Below are 17,424 nucleotides of genomic sequence, written 5' to 3'. Positions count from 1 at the left end.
AGCCCGCGGCGAAGAGGCGGTCGCGAAAAGCTGGTGGAGGTGGCGGGAATCGAACCCGCGTCCTTCAACCCCAAGTCAGGGCTTCTCCGGGCGCAGCCTGCTGTGCTTTTCTCGGCCCCGGCGATCACGCAGGCAAGTCGCCGACGGGCTCAGCCACTGTTAGATTTCCCGATCTCCCCCGTGGCCGGGTTGATCGGTTGAGCCTTCTAGCGATGCCAGACACCGGGCCGAAGGCGCTCCCGGGCTGACAGTGGCTTCGCTGATCAGGCAGCGAGGGCCAGGGAGTCCCTGGCGGCCACAGTGCTCTTAGAATTGGCACTTATTGTTTGCGGTCACAGGATTAACGAGGTTATGTCCGCAGTCCTCGGCCCGCTTCACCTGGCTTGCAAGGTCAAAGTCGAAGCCAGTCACCCCCTGTGCAGTTGTCAACCGTCACCGCCGGCCCGCGCGAGGGTCGGCGCAACAGGAATGTACATCGGACAACGCCCCCGATGCCAACTTAATTCCGCGCCGGCGCGGGACCTCGCGGCAACGCCGAAACCCCCGGGAGCCCGGCGCTGAGGCACGTGCTCCCGGGGGCCGACCGGCAGGGTCGAGCCGGTCCGGACGGCAGGACTTCCCCGAGATGAAGTCCTGATCTCATCACGGCGACTGGGACCGCAACCCCCCGAGCGGGCCCAGTCACTCAGTAAGACGCCGGGGGAAGTCCGGATGGTTGCTCAGCGTCACGACTTTTTCACCTTCGGCCGCGATGTCAGTCCGCGAGCCCCGCGAAGAAGTCTCCCGCCACGGCTCCGGCGTCGTGGTTCTTCGCCAGGACGGCGACGGCGACGTCGCCCTGCCAGCCGACCCACCAGGTGAGGCCGCCCTCCGCGGTGGCGGTGATGCCGTAGACCTTGGCCTTACCGGCCTGCGCGGGCGAGCCGACCGCACCGGCGCGCATCATCGTCGTCAGCGTCGCGCGCACCTTCGGGTCCATCTGCTGGGGCGCGGGCTGGGTCGCGGGCGGCGCCGTGGCGGTCGCGCTGGGCGTCTTGGGCTCGGTCACGAGTACGGGAGGCCGCCACGTCCCGGACGCCACCGCAGCGGCCACCAGAGCCATGCTGAGCGGGCTCACCTGGACGCTCTGGCCCGCGATGGCCTTGGCCTTGTCGGCGTCGCTGGACAGCCTCGGCAGCTTGCCGCTGAACGACTTCAGCGGCAGCCGCCACGGCTGCTCCAAGCCCAGCGCCTGCGCGCTCCTGAGCAGATCGTCACCCGAGACGCGGCGGGCCAGCGAGGCCAGCGCGGTCACGCACCCCTTGGCGAAGTTGTCCTGGAACGAGGCCGACGCCGGCAGTGGGGCGTTGTGGGCCGCCTGGACGAACTTGGCGCCGCCGACCGTGCGCTCCTGCGGGCAGGCCAGCCGCTGCTTGGGGCTCACCCCGGCCTTCAGCAGCGCGTCGGCGGCGATGATCGAGAACGCGGTGCCGGCGGGGAACTTCCCGGCCAGCCCATGCCGCTCCTGGTGGAGCCCCTTGCTGCCGACCGCGAGGATCTCGCCGGTGTCGGGCTGCACCGCCACCAGGGCGCTGGTCTGGGTCTCGGCCACCGCCTGCTCGGCCGCGGCCTGCACCTTCCTGTCGATGGTGGTCTTGACCGAGACGTTCTGCCGTCCTGGCCACTCCTCCAGCAGCGCGACCTGCCGGCCGGTCTTGAGATCGAGGGTGATCACCTTCGTCTCGGTGGAGCCGGTCAGATAGTCCTGGTACGCCTGCTGCAGCCCGCTCTTGCCCACCGAGTCGCCGGCCCGCTGCGGACCGCCGAGCTTCTGCTCGGTCTCGGGTGTGAGCGCGCTGACGGTGCCGACGATCTGGCGCGGCGCGTCGGGGTTGACCGGCTGCTTCTGCGACACGATCTTGATGCCGTCGATCGCCAGCTTGGTCTGCATCGACTGGTAGCGCGAGCGTCCGAACGTCACCAGCGGCACGAACTTGTCGGGCGGCGACGACCTGACCCGGCTGAGCAGGCGGTCTTGGGCGTAGCCGGTGACGTCGGACAGCTTGGCGACCACTTCCTCGGCCCGGTCGCCCAGCTCGTCGGGGACGACGCCGGCGACGTAGAGGATGGTGTCGCTCTGCAGCGGGTCGTTGTCGCGGTCGAGCACGGGCTGGCGCGGCTTGGGCTCGGTGTCGACCGCGAAGCGCTGGCCCTCCTTGAGCTGCGGGTGCAGCACGGAGGGCGACCAGCGGACCTTCCACGCGCCGTCGACGAGGTGGAGCGGCAGCTTGCTGTCGTACTGCCACAGCGGGTTGTTCTCCCCGAGGTCGACCTCGGCGTGGAAGTCGGCCTCCGACTCGTCGCCGTCGACGCTGATGGCCGTGATCTTGAAGCGGAAGGAGGCGGCGTCGAGCTCCAGCTTGGCGTCCTCCAGCGCCTTGCGCACCTTCGCCGGGTCGCCGTCGGTGCGGCGGGCGGCCAGCTCGTAGTCCTCCGACTGCCAGCCCACGAGGAAGTCGCGCACCGCGTCGTGGGGTGACGACTCCTCGAAGCAGCCGGTCAGCGTCGTGCTGGCGACCGCCAGCGTGGCGGTCGCCGCCAGCAGGCGGCGGGCGCGGTGCATCGCCGTACGCCTGAAAGGTCCGCGTCTCATCGGTCGCAGTGCCGCCGTCTCATCTGTTGCGGTAGCGCAGCGCCCGGGCCATCTCCCGCTTGGCCTGCTGCTCCGCCAGCGCCTGCCGCTTGTCCCAGTCCTTCTTGCCCCGGGCGACGGCGATCTCGACCTTCGCCCTGCCGTCCTTGAAGTAGAGGGACAGCGGCACGATCGTCAGCCCGCCCTCCTTGATCTTGGCGGCGAGCTTGTCGATCTCTTTGCGGTGCAGCAGCAGCTTGCGCTTGCGCCGGGCCGCGTGGTTGGTCCAGGTGCCCTGCGCGTATTCGGGGATGTGCACGTTGAGCAGCCACGCTTCGTTGCCGTCGATCGTGGCGTAGCCGTCGACGAGCGAGGCGCGGCCCTCGCGTAGCGACTTCACCTCGGTGCCCTGCAGCACGAGACCCGCCTCGAAAGTGTCCTCGATGTGGTAGTCGTGCCGAGCGCGCTTGTTCTGGGCGATGACCTTCCGCCCGGTCTCACGTGGCATGCTTCGACTTTACCGGCGACAGGGACGCTCGCAGCCCATGCGCACCGCTACACCCGCAGATAGCGACGTAGCGTCACGAACGAGGCCAGGATACAGATCACGACACCGATAATCATGGTGATGGTGATCGTCTGGGCCAGGTCGTTCCAGCTGAGCTGAGCCGTGGCACCGCCGAAGAAGCCGACGATCTCCTCGAAGAGGAACACCTTCGCGCAGATCAGAATGATCGCCGCGAAGACGCCGCCGACGAGACCGGCGATGACGCCCTCCATGACGAAGGGGAGCTGGATGTAGAGGTTGGAGGCGCCGACCAGCCGCATGATGCCCGTCTCGCGGCGCCGGTTGAACGCCGACAACCGCACCGTGTTGCCGATCAGCAGCGCCGCCGCGAGCACCAGGATGATGGCCACGGTCAGCGCGGCGAGCGCGAGCTTGTCGAGCATGTCGAAGAACGGGGCGATGAGCTGTTTCTGGTCCATCACCTGGGCCACGCCCGGCTGCCCGGTCACGGCCTGGATCACCGGCTGGTAGTTGTCGGGATCCTCGAGCTTGATGCGGAACGACTGCGGCAGGTCCTCGACCTTGGTCGCGTCGACCAGGGCCGGGTTCGAGGACGAGAACGACTGCTTGAAGTTCCGGTACGCGTCGGCCTCGGTCTCGAAGAACACCTCCTTGACGCCCTTGGTGCCCTTGATGTGCTGCTCGAGCGCCTTGATCTGCGCGGGCGTGATCGCCTTGCCTTTGCAGTCCGGTATGGCCGTCCCCTTCTTGCACAGGAAGACGGAGATCTCGACCTTGTCGTCCCAGTAGCCCTTCATCAGCCCGACCTGGGTGTTGATCATCAGGCCGACGCCGAGCATCGCCATACCGACCGCCACCGTGATGATCACGGCGATCGTCATCGTCAGGTTACGACGGAGGCCGATCCAGACCTCGGAGAAGATGAAATTCGCCCGCATGTCTTGTCTGCAGCTCCCTGTCAGTACGCCTGGCCGTACACGCCACGCGACTGGTCACGGACGATCTTGCCGTCCTCCAGCTCCACGACACGCTTACGCATGGAGTCGACGATGGCCGCGTCGTGCGTGGCCATGACGACCGTGGTGCCAGTCCTGTTGATGCGGTCGAGCACCTTCATGATGCCGATGCTCGTCGCAGGGTCGATGTTGCCCGTGGGCTCGTCGGCCAGCAGGATCATGGGCCGGTTGACGAAGGCGCGGGCCATGGCGACGCGCTGCTGCTCGCCGCCGGACAGCTCGTCGGGCATGCGGTGCGCCTTGCCTTCGAGGCCGACCAGCTCGATGACCTCGGGCACCACCTTGCGGATGAAGCGCCGCGGCTTTCCGATGACCTCGAGCGCGAACGCCACGTTCTCGTAGACGTTCTTGTTCGGGAGCAGCCTGAAGTCCTGGAAGACGCAGCCGATGCGGCGGCGCAGGTGCGGCACCTTGAAGTTGGAGAGGCGGCTCAGGTCTTTGCCGGCGACGTGGATCGCGCCGGAGTTGGGCCGCTCCTCCTTCAGGATCAGACGCAGGAACGTGGACTTGCCTGATCCCGAGGGACCGACGAGGAACACGAACTCACCCTTGTCCACGTCAACGGATACGTGGTCGAGGGCGGGCCGGTTCTGGTTCGCGTAGACCTTGGTGACATTATCGAAATGGATCACGAGAGCATCACGGCATGCCAGTCTAGGGGTCAGGACGGAAGCGAGGGTGGCATATGCCCACTTCCCGCCGGGCGACCATCGGTTACGTCTTCTTTACTGATGATCGACGTTCCGATTGGCCAGACGACAGTCTAGGGGGAAGACTGGCATGGAACGTCCATAACGGAAACAAAACGATTGTGCGGCTAGACTTGGGGCTGTCATGAGTTGCGAACACCTCGTATGCGCGCAGTGCGCCCACCCCGTGATCGAGGGACGCTGCCCCATGTGCCGGGCGAGCCGAGAGCGGATGCACAACCACGGCTTCGCCGGGCTGTCACCCGCGCTCGTCGCGCTGCTGCTCGTCGCCCTGCTCCTGCTGACGCTGGCCGCCGAGCACCTAGTCGGCGGCGCCTGACTCCTGCCGCCGCATCCATCGGATCTCCGACTCGATGAACTCGTCGAGGTCGCCGTCGAGCACCGCTGACGGGTTGCCGGCCTCGGTGCCGGTGCGCAGGTCCTTGACGATCTGATAAGGGTGCAGCACGTAGTTACGGATCTGCGTGCCCCACGAGGTGGTCGTCGCGCCCCGCAGCTCCGACATCTTCTCGGCCTCTTCCTGCCGCTTGAGCTCCAGCAGCTTGGCCTGCAGGACGGCCATCGCCGTGGCGCGGTTCTGCAGCTGCGAACGCTCGTTCTGGCAGGAGACCACGATGCCGGTCGGCAGGTGGGTGATGCGCACCGCGGAGTCGGTGGTGTTGACGCCCTGGCCGCCGGGGCCGCTCGACCGGTAGACGTCGACGCGGATCTCGTCCTCGTTGATGTCGATGTGGTCGGTCTGCTCGACGACGGGCACGACGTCGACGCCCGCGAACGAGGTCTGCCGCCGCCCCTGGTTGTCGAACGGGCTGATGCGCACCAGACGGTGGGTGCCGTGCTCGCCGCGCAGCGTGCCGTAGGCGTAGGGCGCCTTGATGGCGAAGGTGGCCGACTTGATGCCGGCCTCTTCGGCGTAGGAGGTCTCGTAGACCTCGGTCGGGTAGCCCTTGCGCTCGGCCCAGCGGAGGTACATGCGCAGCAGCATCTCCGCCCAGTCGGCCGCGTCGACGCCGCCGGCCTGGGAGTTGATCGTGATGAGCGCCTCGCGGGCGTCGTATTCGCCCGACAGCAGCGTGCGGACCTCCAGCGCGCCGATGTCGGAGCGCAGCGACTGCAGCTCCTTGTCGGCCTCGGCCCGCGTGTCGTCGTCGCCCTCCTCGGCCGCCAGCTCGTAGAGGACCGTCAGGTCGTCGAGCCGCCTGGCGATGCCCTCGACCCGGTTGAGCTCGCCCTGGAGGTGGGAGAGCCTGCTGGTCACCTTCTGGGCCTGCTCGGGGTCGTCCCACAGGTCGGGCGCGGCAACCTGCTGCTCCAGCTCCTCGATCTGCTTGCGCATCGCGTCGAGGTCGAGCACGTCCTGGATGCTGCGGAGCGTGCCCCGAAGCTCGTTGATCTCTTCTGCCGGATCGATGCCTGCCACGTCTCCCAAGGGTACGCGACCCGCGCGGGCCCGAATAACATGGCGAGGTGCGTGCATACGGTCGGCGGAGGACGCTGGCGCTCGCCGCCGGTCTTCTCGCCGCGGTGACCGCCTGCTCCGGCGATGCCCGCCCGGCCCCTTCGACACCGGCGGCGGCCACCTCGACACCCTCGCCATCTCCTGAGCCGCCGGTCGTCACCAAGCAGGAGGCGGCCGAGGAGTTCGCCGCCTACACCCGTACCGACGACCTGCTGCGCCGCGTGCCGAGCGACTTCCAGGGCCGGCTGCTGCAGGTGCAGGACATCACGACCGGCGGGCAGTGGCAGCTCACCCAGGCCGCCTACCTGTCCACCGGCTACGACCCGCCGCGCCACCGGTGGGGCACGCCGACGTTCTACGTGCCGAGGTTCGCCAAGGGCGACGGCGCGCCCTGGTTCAGCGTGCTGGTGACGCGTGACGACCGGCCCACGCTGCTGACGTTCGTGAAGTTCGACCGCTGGCGGCTCAGCTCGGCCGCCGAGCTGCTGCCCGGCCAGAAGCTGCCGCCGATCAAGCTCGACGCCGAGGGCTACGCCACGGCCGTGCCCGCCGACGACAAGACCATCACGATCAGCCCGCAGTTCATCGGCCCCGTCCACGCGAGCGTGGCCGAGACGGGCAAGGCGGGCGTCACCGACGGCCTGCTCGCCGCCGGGCCCTACACCACCGAGGTGGCCGAGCAGATCGCCGAGCGCCGCGAGAGCGCCAAGAGCGACGGCTTCAGCTACGACTCGATCTTCAGCGCCGACAACTTCCCCGTGTACGCACTGCGCACCGAGGACGGCGGCGCGCTCATCCAGTACTCGCTGTCGCGCACCACGTCCACGCAGACCAAGACGGCCGAGGACGACTACATCCCGGTGCCCGACTCGGCGCGCTGGGCGATCAGCTCGCCGGTGCTGCGCCGCTCGCTCAAGCTCACCGAGACGCACCAGTACGCGACCGCCGTGCCGCCGCTGTCCGCCCCGGCGCCCGCGCCCGTGATCGCCCACGACGGCGCGCTCACCCGCGCCTCCGGCCAGTAGCCGGTAGGGCGCCCGGAGGACGCCGAGAGCCCGCTGAGCAGCGGTGAAGGCGGCGCGAGAGCCCTTTGAGCGGCGGCCCAGGCGGGCTCAGACGCGCGCGAGAGCCCTGTGAGCGGCCGCCCGTGCCCGATGCCTGCCCAGAGTGCCGGGGCGGGCGGGAAAGCCCGCCCCGGCCGCTCTCACGCCTCCGTGTGAGGCAGGTTGCTCGAGGCCACCAGCGTGCGGATGGCGCGCAGCGCGACCGACAGCGTGGCCAGGTCGAAGTTGTCGCTCTCCCAGATCTCCGACAGCGTCTGCCTGGCCCTGGCGACGGCCGCCGAGTTGGCCTCGGTCCAGCTCGCCAGCCGCTCCTCGGGCGACAGGCCCGGCTTGCTGTGCGCCAGCACGTCGCGGGTCAGCGAGGCGTGCGCGGCGTACAGGTCGTCGCGCAGCGCCGAGCGCGCCATCGAGTTCCACCGGTTGTCGCGGGGCAGCGCGATGATGCGCTCGCGCAGCCGGGCGAGCTGCAGCCGGTCGGCCAGGTCGAAGTAGACCTCGCCGACCTCGTTGACCGGACGTCCGGTCAGCGACGCGATCTCCACCAGGTCCAGCGTCGAGTACGCGGGCACCATCGCGGCCACCCGCTCGGCCATCTCCTCGGGCACCCCGCGGGCCACGAACGAGTCGCGGCGCTCCTCGTACGCGGCGAGGTCGGGCCCGGTGAGCAGCTTCGGCAGGTGCGCGATGAGCCCGTTGACGCCCTTGTCGAAGAACGCGATCGAGGCGGCGAGGTCGAGCGGCGGCCGCCGGTTGACCAGCAGCCAGCGCGCGCCGCGCTCGGCCAGCTTGCGGGCTTCGAGCAGCATCTTGATCTGCGTGGCGGTGTCGACCTGGTTGTCCAGCGACTCGACCGCGCGGTAGAAGCCGGGCAGGTCGAAGACCTCACGCGCCACCAGGTACGCCCGCACGATGTCGGGCGTGGACGCGCCGGTCTCCTCGCCGAAGCGGTACAGGAACGTGGTGCCCGCGGAGTTGACCAGCTCGTTCACCACGCGGGTGGTGATGATCTCGCGGCGCAGCGGGTGCGCGTCCATGTACGTCCTGAACCGCTCGCGCAGCGCGGACGGGAAGTACTCGACCAGCCACGACGCCAGGTAGGGGTCGTCCGGCAGGTCGGAGCCGAGCAGCTCGGCGTCGGCCACCAGCTTGGTGTAGGCGAGCAGCACGGAGAACTCGGGCGCGGTGAGCCCGAGCCTGGCCTGGCGCCGCTCGGCGAGCGTCTTGTCCGACGGCAGGAACTCCAGCTCCCGGTTGACCAGCCCGTCGCGTTCGAGCTTGCGCAGGTAGCGAGAGTGGATGTGCAGCATCGAGACCGCCTGCGCGCGGGCCGCGGCGAGCACGACGTTCTGCGCGTAGTTGTCGCGCAGCACCAGCTCGGCGACCTCGTCGGTCATCGAGGTGAAGAGCTGGTTGCGCTGCTTGTCGGTCAGCTCGCCGTCGCGGACGACCTGGTCGAGCAGGATCTTGATGTTCACCTCGTGGTCGGAGGTGTCGACGCCGGCCGAGTTGTCGATGAAGTCGGTGTTGATCAGCCCGCCGTTGAGCGCGAACTCGATGCGGGCGAGCTGGGTGAAGCCGAGGTTGCCGCCCTCGCCGACGACCTTGCAGCGCAGCTCGGAGGCGTTGACGCGAAGCCCGTCGTTGGCCTTGTCGCCCACGTCGGTGTGGGACTCGGAGGTGGCCTTGACGTACGTGCCGATGCCGCCGTTCCACAGCAGGTCTACCGGGGCCTTCAGGATGGCGCTGATCAGCTCGTGGGGCGCCATGGACGCGACTCCGGCCGGGATGCCGAGCGCCTCGCGCATCTGCGGGGTGATCTGGATCGACTTGGCGGTGCGCGGGAAGACGCCGCCGCCCGGGGAGATCAGCTCGGGGTTGTAGTCCTCCCACGAGCTGCGCGGCAGCTCGAACAGGCGGCGCCGCTCGGCGTACGAGCGGGCGGCGTCGGGCGAGGGGTCGACGAAGATGTGCCGGTGGTCGAAGGCGGCGACCAGCCTGATGTGCTGCGAGAGCAGCATGCCGTTGCCGAACACGTCGCCCGACATGTCGCCGATGCCGACCACGGTGAAGTCGGTCGTCTGGACGTCCACGCCCATCGTGCGGAAGTGGTACTTGACCGACTCCCACGCGCCGCGGGCGGTGATGCCCATGCCCTTGTGGTCGTAGCCGATGGAGCCGCCGGAGGCGAAGGCGTCGCCCAGCCAGAAGCCGTACTCCTTGGCGACCTCGTTGGCGATGTCGGAGAACGTCGCGGTGCCCTTGTCGGCGGCGACGACGAGGTAGGTGTCGTCGCCGTCGTGCCTGACGACGTCGGGCGGCGGCACGACCTTGCCGGCCACGAGGTTGTCGGTGACGTCGAGCAGGCCGGAGATGAACATCCGGTAGCAGGCCACGCCCTCGGCGAGCAGATCCTCCCGCTTGCCGGATTTCGGCGGCTTCTTGACGACGAATCCGCCCTTAGAGCCGGTCGGCACGATCACGGTGTTCTTCACCATCTGCGCCTTGACCAGGCCGAGGATCTCCGTACGGAAGTCCTCCATCCGGTCCGACCACCGCAAACCGCCCCGCGCGACCTTGCCGAAGCGCAGGTGCACACCTTCGACGCGCGGCGAGTACACGAAGATCTCGTACTTCGGCCGGGGCAGCGGCAGCACGCTGATGGCCTGCGGGTCGAACTTCAGCGAGATGTACGGCTTGCGCGCCCCGTTCACCGTCTGGAAGTAGTTGGTCCGCAGCGTCGCGTGGATCATCTCCAGGTAGGCCCGCAGGATGCGGTCCTCGTCCAGCGAGGCCACCTCGTCAAGCGCCCCGAGTATCTCCTCGTTGAGCGCCTCGACGAGGTCGGTCCGCACGTCCTCGCCGCGCTTCGGGTCGAGCTTGGCCTCGAACAGATGCACCAGCAGCCGCGCGATCCTGACGTTGCCGTTGAGCACGGCCTCCATGTACGGCTGGGAGAACGTGCTGCCCGCCTGGCGCAGGTACTTGGCGTAGGCCCGCAGGATCTCGACCTGCTCCCAGGTGAGCCCGGCGCTGAGGATGAGCGCGTTGAAGTCGTCCGCCTCCACCCGGCCCGTCCACAGGGCGTTCAGACCGTCCTGGAAGAGCTTCTTGAAGTCCTTCCTGTCGACGCCCTCGGCCGGGGTGTAGCGCAGGCCGAAGTCGTAGATCCAGGCGTTCTTGGTGCGCGGGTCGTTGTCGCGGTCGATCTCGTACGGCCGCTCGTCCACGACCTCGACCCCGAGCCGCTGGATCAGCGGCAGCGCCTGCGACAGCGAGATGGGCGAGCCGATCTTGTAGATCTTCAGCCGCCGCTCCCCCTCGGCCGCGTCGTACGGCTCGTACAGGTTGATGCCGACCTTGTCGCCGTCGCCGGCCGCGACGAGCTGTTCGAGCCGCTGGAGGTCGGCCACGGCCACCTTGGGCGGGAAGTCCGCCTTGTAGCCCTCGGGGAAGGCGGAGGCGTAGCGCTTGATGAGCTGGGGCGCCTCCTCCTCGGAGGTCAGCTCGGTCAGCGCGGCGGCCAGGTCGTCCTCCCAGGAGCGGGTGAGGGCCGCAAGCCGGGACTCCAGCTCTTCGACGTCCACGCTGGGCGGCGGGAGTTGCTTGCCGCGCTCGCCGCGTACGACGACGTGCAGCCGGGCCAGCGTCGACTCGCCGATCATGGCGCTGTAGTCGATGGACGTGCCGCCGAGCGCCTTGAGCAGCACCTCCTGCATCTTCAGCCGGACCTTGGTGGTGTAGCGGTCACGCGGCAGGTAGATCAGGCAGGAGATGTAGCGGCCGTAGTCGTCGCGGCGCAGGAAGAGCTTGACCTGCTTGCGCTCGCGCAGCCGCAGCACGCCGAGCGCGATCGGCAGGAGCTGGTCGAGCGAGGTCTGGAACAGCTCGTCGCGGGGGAAGGTCTCCAGGATCTCGATGAGGTCCTTGCCGTCGTGGCTGTCGGGGGCGAGCCCGGCCTTATCGAGCACGTCGGCCAGCTTGCGGCGCAGCACGGGGATCCGCGAGATCGACTCGTTGTAGGCCACGTGGGTGAACAGGCCGAGGAAGCGCCGCTCGCCGATCACCTCGCCCTCGGGTGAGAACAGCTTCACCCCGATGTAGTCGAGGTAGGAGGCCCGGTGCACGGTGGCCTTGGAGTTGGCCTTCGTGATGATCATGAGCTGCTTCTCGCGCGCCTTGGCCCGCACCTCGGGCGGCAGCGCGGCGAAGCTCTCCGAGCCGGCCTTGTCGTCGCGGAGGATGCCGAGCGCCGCTCCGGGCACCGCGCGCAGCGCCTCGCCGTCGTCGGTGTGCTCAAGGCGGTACTCGCGGTAGCCGAGGAAGGTGAAGTGCCCGTCGGCGAGCCAGCGCAGCAGGTCGATGCTGTCCTCGACCTCGGCGGGCTCAAGCGGCGGCGGGTTCATGCCCAGGTCTTCTGCCGTCTGTACGGCGAGGGCGCGCATCTTCGCGTAGTCCTCGACCGTGTGGCGCACGTCGGCGAGCACCTTCAGCAGGTCGGCCTCGAGCCTCTTGAGCACCAGGGGGTCGGACTGCCGGTCGATCTCGATGTGGATCCACGACTCGGCCAGCATCTGGCCGGTGATGTCCTCCTGGCCGCGGCCGAGCATCCTGCCGGTCATGTCGCGGCGTACCCGCATCTGCGGGTGGACCACCAGGTGGGTGCCGAGGCCGTGGCGGTCGAGCTCCATCGTGACGGAGTCGACCAGGAACGGCATGTCGTCGGTCACCACCTCGACCACGGAGTGGCCGGGGTCCCAGCCGTTCTCCTCGATCGTGGGGGTGTAGGCACGGACCACCGCCCTGCCCTGAGGGCGGACCTCCGCGAGCTGCCTCTGGGACATCGCGGGGCCGTACACGTCAACGGGGTTGCGGTCGAGCAGGTCCTCCGGCGCGACATGTCGGTAATAGAGCCGCAGGAAGGACAGCGCCTCCTCGGCGCTCATATGCTCACTGCCGGCCGCGCAGCTTTCCGCGGCTCGCTGGAGCAGCTCATCCTTGGCCTCGTCGAGCGGCATCTCGCTCTCACTCCTTTGTGAGGGTTCGCCATGGCTGTTCATAGCCAGGCCCTTAGTTCCCACAGCAGCGGGAAGTAGTGCAGGCGCGTCCTGCCGCGCAGATAGGGAGCACCGGTCGAGCCGCCTGTGCCCGACTTGGTGCCGATCTGGCGTTCGACCATCTGGACGTGGCGCATCCGCCACAGCGCGGCGGTCTCGTCGTGCGTCAGCAGGTCTTCGGCCAGTTGCCACAGGTCGTCGTGAGACCCGCGGTCCCTCGCCACGGCCAGCAGCGAGTCCATGATCTCGCTGTCGGAGACCGGCAGGCCACGCTGGGAAAGGGCGGTCAGGTAAGCATCCCACAGGGTGGGCTCCGCGAGCCTGCGGCGCAGCCGGGCGAGCTCGTCCTCGCCCGCGTGCCTGAAGGAGCCGAGATAGCGCTCGTCCTTCAGCCCCGGCAGGAACTCCAGCTCCCTGAACTGCACCGACTGGAACCCGCTCGCGGGCGCCAGACCGGCGCGGAAGGCCAGGAAGTCCTGCGGGGTCATCGTCTCCAGGACCTCGACCTGCTGGATCATCACCCGCTCGACCGCGTGCACCCGCCGGAACAGGTGCCTGGCCCGCCACAGCTCGCCCGCGAACATCGCGGCGCGCGCCGACTCCAGCTCGTGGAGCAGCAGCTTGAACCACAGCTCGTAGACCTGGTGCGTGGTGATGAACAGCAGCTCGTCAGGGGCCGCGGACTGCGGCCGCTGCTGGTCGAGGAGCTCGGGCAGGCGGAGGTAGTCGCCGTAGGAGAGCAGACCGCCTTCCTCACCGAACCGCCGGCGTGGGGGATCGGGCGCATCACCATCGATGCCCACCGAACACCTCCCCCTGACCACCCGGCCAGGTCAGACCGGGCGTGACGCCTTGCCCTACCGATACCACCCGAAAAGGGGACGAACGTCAACGTGACATGGAGGACATCGGCGGGTCGTCGCCCGTGGTCGAGGAGGGGTCGTGTTTGAGCTCGTCGAGCTGCAGGGGCACCTCGGCGAGCTCGACCAGCTCAGCCTGGCATCGCTCACACGTTTCGAGGTGGCGTTCGAACGCCTCGTGCTCTTCCTCATCGAGGACGCCGAGGACGTAGGCGGCCACCCCGTCGTGCATCAGCCGGCTACCCCCTTGTCCCGCAGCAGCTCGCGGAGAGCCCGGATCCCGTAGTAGAGCCGGGACTTCACCGTGCCCGGCGGGATCCCCAGAATCTCCGCCGCTTCACTTATCGTACGGTCTCGGAGGTAGGTCTGCTCAATGACTTCGCGGTGTTCCGGAGACAGGGACCGCAGCGCGTCAGCGACGACCATCGCCGATAACGCGCGTTCCGATCCGTCCGGGACCGACATCATGTCGACTTCAGGCGGCTCGACCTCCTGCGGCCGGACGCTCTTCCGCCGACGACCATCAATGACTATGCGGCGGGCCACGGTGAGCAGCCACGCCCATATCAGGCTCGGTTCCCATTGCAGTCTTGCCGAGTTTCGCCAGGCTCTGACGATCGTCTCCTGCACGACGTCTTCAGCCCACTGAAGGTCGTTACCTGTTGATTTGCGTACGTGGCGCAGCAGAGGGCCGCCGAACTCCTGGTAGAGCACCGCGATGCGGTGCTCCGCCTCGGCATCCGCACTCTCGAACCTGCCGTCGAGGTGACCTAGCACGGGGCACATCTTTACACCTTCGTTATCCAAGCGGTAGCCACTCCGATAACTCCAGTCATTTCTAACTATCTCCGGCCATACGTGAACCTCGCCTGCTACGGCCGCGTACCTCCGACCATGCACAGGCTTTTGCGCGGCGAGTTGTTCATGCTCGGCGGCTTCGTGGTAGCCGCCGCCGCGACGATCGCGCTGGTCATGCCCTCGGCGATCGGCCCCGCGTCCGCTCAGTGGGCGCCGCGGTCGTCGGGGCCGCTGACGGCCGCCGACGTCGATCTGCTCATCAAGGTACGCCAGGCGGGCCTTTGGGAGATGCCCGTCGGTGAGTACGCCCAGACCCGCGCCGAGTCCCAACGCGTGAAGGAAGTCGGGAAGCTTCTGCGGGACGAGCACAAGGAGCTCGACCTGCTCACCCGCCAGACGGCCAAGAAGCTCGGCGTGGCCCTGCCCGACGAGCCGAACCCCGACCAGCAGCGCTGGATGGCCCAGCTGGCGTCGGAGAGCGGCCCGGCCTTCGACAAGGACTTCGCCAACCTGTTGCGTGCCGCGCACGGGAAGGTCTTCCCCGTCGTGGCGGGCGTGCGGTCCGGGACCAGGAACTCCGAGATCCGGAAGTTCGCCCAGGAAGGCATCAATTACGTGATGCGCCACATGGCGTACCTGGAGTCCACGGGCCTGGTCGACCATCGCCGGCTCCCGGAAGCGCCGACGCCCTCACCCGCTCCACCCGTCGTCAACGGCGGTTGAAAAGAGGAGACACACATGACGAGATCCAGACGCATGGCCGCGGCCGTGTCCGCGCTGGCCGTGACGGCGACCGGCCTGGTGTCCGCGGCCGTCATCGGCGTAGGCCCGGCGATGGCCGCCCCCTGCATCCCCGGACAGACCGGCCAGTCACCTCAGGGGCGGCAGACACAGCAGCCCGGCAGGAACCAGCAGGGCAGAAACCAGCAGGGCAGGAACGACCGCGACTTCGGCCGTGACTTCGACCGTGACTTCGACCGAGACTTCGACCGGGACTTCGACCGGGACTTCGACCGGCGCGGCCGGGGACAGCAGGACCAGGACCAGGACCAGCAGAGCCGCAACCGTCAGGGCGGCCGGCAGCAGGATCAGGACGGGCAGGGTTTCGACCGGCAGGCGCCGCAGGGCGGCAGCGTGGCCGTGGACCCGCGCTCCCCCGGCGACGAGCCCGATGACAGCCCCTCGCTTTTCTCGCGCCGCCGCGGCGGCAACCCGATCAATTCCCCCAGCCCGACCCCCAGCCCGACCGATAATCAGGGCAATCCGGACAACGGAAATAACAACGACAATAACGGGAACGGAACCAACGACGGGAGCAACAACGGCGACAACGGGAACGTAGGCGACAACAACGGGAACAACGGGAACGACGGGAATACAGGCGACAACGGCGGCAACAACGGAAACAACGGGGATAACGGCAACAACAACGGCGACAATGGCAATGGCGGCGACAACGGCGGGGACAACGGCAACGCCGACCCCTCGCAGAGCCCCTCGCCCTCTCCGACCGCCGGTGACCCCTGCGCCGACCTCGGCCCGTTCCTCCAGGACTTCGTGGACATCCGCCGGGTCCAGCCGACCCGCCTCGACGCGCGGTTCAGCAGGAACGGCTCGCGCGGCTCGTTCGTCTCGCGCTGCGGCACCAACCGCGAGGGCCACAACAACCCGGACAACTTCATCGTCGCCCCCGGCGTGCAGAACGGCGCGCACCACCTGCACGACTACGTGGGCAACCTCTCGACCGACGCGTTCTCGACCGACGAGAGCCTGGCGGCGGCGGACACGACCTGCCGGCTCGGCGACCAGTCCACGTACTTCTGGCCGGTGATCAGGGATCGCAGGTCCGACACGAACGCCGGCGACCCGGACGGCAACGTCGGCCAGGTGCTGCGGCCCCGCTCGGTGCAGCTGCAGTTCCGCGGCAACCCGACCTCCAGGGTCGTCGCCATGCCGAGGTTCATGAGGATCATCACCGGCGACGCCAAGGCGGCCACCAACGGCACCGCTAACGCACGCGCCGCCTGGACGTGCACGGGATTCCAAAATCGCATAACAACCGACAAATATCCGCTTTGCCCGCGCGGGAGCCTGGTGGTTCGTATCCTGGACTTCCCCAGCTGCTGGGACGGCCAGAACACCGACAGCGCCAATCACCGCACGCACGTGGTCTTCCCCGACCAGAACGGTGCCTGCCCCCAGGGGACCAGGGCGATCCCCCAGCTCCGCATGACCCTCACGTACGCAGTACCGCAAGGACCCTCGTACGCCCTGGACGCCTTCCCCGAGCAGAAGCACAACCCGGTCACCGACCACGGCGACTTCGTCAACGTGATGCCCGACAGGCTGATGCAGAACGTCGTCAACTGCATCAACCGGGGCCGCCGTTGCTGATCTGATCGGCCGCCCGACCAGGGCACCCAGCCTTCCGAGTCGCACCCTCACTCGACCTTGGAGGGAAATACATGCTCCACAGACGACACCCCAGGCACGCCCCCACCCTGCTGGACACCAGGAACGTCCGGCTGGGGGCGAGCGCGCTGATCGCGGCCGTCCTGCTCTCGGCGTTCGCGCTGACCAGGACGGAGCAAGGCATCGCGCTGCTGGGCCGAGGGGTCGGCTTCCTCGAGTTCTACGCGGGCGTGTTCGCCCTGGTACTGCTGACCGCGACCGTCGCGCTCGGCCTGATCACCACAGAACGCGTCTTCCTGTCCCCGGCCAACCGGGTCAGGGCCCAGCTCGCGCACCGGGCGACCGCGCTCATCGGGCTGGCGTTCCTGCTGACGCACATCACGCTCATGATCAGCCTGGGGCACGTGCCGCCGGGGGCCGCGGTCGTGCCGATCGCCGGGATCTGGGTGGGATTCGGCACCCTGGCCTTCGACCTCATGGTCGTGGCCGTGGTGACGGGCATGATCCGAGGACGCTTCGCCGTACGGAACAGGCCGTGGATGTGGCGGATCCTCCACTCCGCCGCGTACCTCGCCTGGCCCATCGGCATCATGCACGGATTGACGGCCGGCCGCCCGCCGGCCGGTTGGGTGGCCTGGTCGTACGTGGCCAGCATGGCGGCGGTCGGCAGCGCGCTGATCGTCCGCGTGCTGGCCACGGTCCGGCGGCCGCCGGTCGTACCCGAGAGGGTGCCGGGGCCCGCGGTCACGTCCGCCGCTCCGGTGGGCGTGCCCGCCGAGCGCCCCGCCGCCGCCCGGAACAGGGCGCAGGACAGCAGCAGGCAGGCCGCCGCCGCGGCGACGGCACGGGCCGACGCGCCCGTCAGCCTCGCCGAGGCGCGCCGCAGGTACAGGGAGGCGGGATGACCCCGC

At 68.6% G+C, this 17,424-nt stretch carries 14 protein-coding genes and 1 other RNA gene; 5 read left to right on the top strand and 10 right to left on the bottom strand.

What is annotated here, in order from left to right:
* Positions 1-31: 31 nt before the first annotated feature.
* The 5 genes from ssrA to ftsE all read right to left on the bottom strand — a co-directional run bounded on the left by ssrA (position 32) and on the right by ftsE (position 4,788).
* Positions 32-415: a transfer-messenger RNA gene (gene ssrA, locus ACFMQL_RS19675) on the bottom strand.
* Positions 416-754: 339 nt separating this feature from the next.
* Complete coding sequence (locus tag ACFMQL_RS19670; RefSeq protein ID WP_364060318.1) at positions 755-2,632, bottom strand: penicillin-binding transpeptidase domain-containing protein; 1,878 nt, start codon at positions 2,630-2,632, stop codon at positions 755-757.
* 19 nt (positions 2,633-2,651) lie between these two features.
* Positions 2,652-3,119, bottom strand: coding sequence for an SsrA-binding protein SmpB (smpB, locus tag ACFMQL_RS19665; RefSeq protein WP_364060315.1), 468 nt, complete (start codon positions 3,117-3,119; stop codon positions 2,652-2,654).
* A gap of 47 nt (positions 3,120-3,166) precedes the next feature.
* Complete coding sequence (gene ftsX / locus ACFMQL_RS19660; protein WP_364060313.1) at positions 3,167-4,078, bottom strand: permease-like cell division protein FtsX; 912 nt, start codon at positions 4,076-4,078, stop codon at positions 3,167-3,169.
* A 20-nt stretch (positions 4,079-4,098) separates the two neighbouring features.
* Positions 4,099-4,788: a cell division ATP-binding protein FtsE gene (ftsE, locus tag ACFMQL_RS19655; RefSeq protein ID WP_127939948.1), complete on the bottom strand. Its 690-nt coding sequence runs from the start codon at positions 4,786-4,788 to the stop codon at positions 4,099-4,101.
* Between the two features lie 202 nt (positions 4,789-4,990).
* Here ftsE and ACFMQL_RS19650 point away from each other — a divergent pair, with 202 nt between their 5' ends.
* Positions 4,991-5,185 (top strand): hypothetical protein, encoded by a 195-nt coding sequence (locus tag ACFMQL_RS19650; RefSeq protein ID WP_364060310.1) that lies wholly within the window; start codon positions 4,991-4,993, stop codon positions 5,183-5,185.
* Here ACFMQL_RS19650 and prfB read toward each other — a convergent pair.
* Positions 5,168-6,286: a peptide chain release factor 2 gene (prfB, locus tag ACFMQL_RS19645; protein WP_364060307.1), complete on the bottom strand. Its 1,119-nt coding sequence runs from the start codon at positions 6,284-6,286 to the stop codon at positions 5,168-5,170. The two genes, ACFMQL_RS19650 and prfB, sit on opposite strands and share 18 nt — an antisense overlap.
* 47 nt (positions 6,287-6,333) lie before the next feature.
* Here prfB and ACFMQL_RS19640 point away from each other — a divergent pair, with 47 nt between their 5' ends.
* Positions 6,334-7,350, top strand: coding sequence for a hypothetical protein (locus tag ACFMQL_RS19640; RefSeq protein WP_364060304.1), 1,017 nt, complete (start codon positions 6,334-6,336; stop codon positions 7,348-7,350).
* 179 nt (positions 7,351-7,529) lie between these two features.
* Here the strand turns inward: ACFMQL_RS19640 and ACFMQL_RS19635 are convergent, their stop codons facing one another.
* From ACFMQL_RS19635 to ACFMQL_RS19620, 4 genes are all read right to left on the bottom strand, one after another.
* A complete protein-coding gene (locus ACFMQL_RS19635; RefSeq protein ID WP_364060301.1) occupies positions 7,530-12,404 on the bottom strand; it encodes an NAD-glutamate dehydrogenase in 4,875 nt (1,624 codons plus the stop codon).
* Positions 12,405-12,442: 38 nt separating this feature from the next.
* Positions 12,443-13,246 carry a tryptophan 2,3-dioxygenase family protein gene (locus tag ACFMQL_RS19630; protein ID WP_364060298.1) on the bottom strand — a complete coding sequence of 268 codons (804 nt, stop codon included), beginning with the start codon at positions 13,244-13,246 and terminating at the stop codon, positions 12,443-12,445.
* An 85-nt stretch (positions 13,247-13,331) separates the two neighbouring features.
* Positions 13,332-13,535 carry a zf-HC2 domain-containing protein gene (locus ACFMQL_RS19625; RefSeq protein ID WP_364060295.1) on the bottom strand — a complete coding sequence of 68 codons (204 nt, stop codon included), beginning with the start codon at positions 13,533-13,535 and terminating at the stop codon, positions 13,332-13,334.
* A complete protein-coding gene (locus tag ACFMQL_RS19620; RefSeq protein WP_345396666.1) occupies positions 13,535-14,089 on the bottom strand; it encodes a sigma-70 family RNA polymerase sigma factor in 555 nt (184 codons plus the stop codon). The genes ACFMQL_RS19625 and ACFMQL_RS19620 overlap by 1 nt, the downstream gene beginning before the upstream one ends.
* Before the next feature lie 108 nt (positions 14,090-14,197).
* Here ACFMQL_RS19620 and ACFMQL_RS19615 point away from each other — a divergent pair, with 108 nt between their 5' ends.
* From ACFMQL_RS19615 to ACFMQL_RS19605, 3 genes are all read left to right on the top strand, one after another.
* Positions 14,198-14,824 (top strand): DUF4142 domain-containing protein, encoded by a 627-nt coding sequence (locus ACFMQL_RS19615; RefSeq protein WP_378786376.1) that lies wholly within the window; start codon positions 14,198-14,200, stop codon positions 14,822-14,824.
* 15 nt (positions 14,825-14,839) lie between these two features.
* The gene (locus ACFMQL_RS19610; protein ID WP_378786374.1) at positions 14,840-16,495 is read left to right on the top strand and encodes a DUF1996 domain-containing protein; all 1,656 of its coding nucleotides are present in this window, start codon (positions 14,840-14,842) and stop codon (positions 16,493-16,495) included.
* Positions 16,496-16,566: 71 nt separating this feature from the next.
* On the top strand, positions 16,567-17,418 hold the full coding sequence (locus ACFMQL_RS19605; protein WP_364060285.1) for a ferric reductase-like transmembrane domain-containing protein: 852 nt from the start codon (positions 16,567-16,569) through the stop codon (positions 17,416-17,418).
* Positions 17,419-17,424: the final 6 nt, after the last annotated feature.

The sequence above is a fragment of the Nonomuraea fastidiosa genome, from assembly GCF_042751225.1.
In the GTDB taxonomy this organism is placed as follows: Bacteria; Actinomycetota; Actinomycetes; order Streptosporangiales; family Streptosporangiaceae; genus Nonomuraea; species Nonomuraea fastidiosa.
This window is presented reverse-complemented; position numbering and strand designations above follow the sequence as displayed.

Excerpts from the sequence above, each read along its gene's own strand:
- ACFMQL_RS19670 (WP_364060318.1), bottom strand. The coding sequence starts at position 2,632 with ATGAGACGCGGACCTTTCAGGCGTACGGCGATGCACCGCGCCCGCCGC.
- smpB (WP_364060315.1), bottom strand. The coding sequence starts at position 3,119 with ATGCCACGTGAGACCGGGCGGAAGGTCATCGCCCAGAACAAGCGCGCT.
- ftsX (WP_364060313.1), bottom strand. The coding sequence starts at position 4,078 with ATGCGGGCGAATTTCATCTTCTCCGAGGTCTGGATCGGCCTCCGTCGT.
- ACFMQL_RS19650 (WP_364060310.1), top strand. The coding sequence starts at position 4,991 with ATGAGTTGCGAACACCTCGTATGCGCGCAGTGCGCCCACCCCGTGATC.
- ACFMQL_RS19635 (WP_364060301.1), bottom strand. The coding sequence starts at position 12,404 with ATGCCGCTCGACGAGGCCAAGGATGAGCTGCTCCAGCGAGCCGCGGAA.
- ACFMQL_RS19625 (WP_364060295.1), bottom strand. The coding sequence starts at position 13,535 with ATGCACGACGGGGTGGCCGCCTACGTCCTCGGCGTCCTCGATGAGGAA.
- ACFMQL_RS19620 (WP_345396666.1), bottom strand. The coding sequence starts at position 14,089 with ATGTGCCCCGTGCTAGGTCACCTCGACGGCAGGTTCGAGAGTGCGGAT.
- ACFMQL_RS19615 (WP_378786376.1), top strand. The coding sequence starts at position 14,198 with ATGCACAGGCTTTTGCGCGGCGAGTTGTTCATGCTCGGCGGCTTCGTG.
- ACFMQL_RS19610 (WP_378786374.1), top strand. The coding sequence starts at position 14,840 with ATGACGAGATCCAGACGCATGGCCGCGGCCGTGTCCGCGCTGGCCGTG.
- ACFMQL_RS19605 (WP_364060285.1), top strand. The coding sequence starts at position 16,567 with ATGCTCCACAGACGACACCCCAGGCACGCCCCCACCCTGCTGGACACC.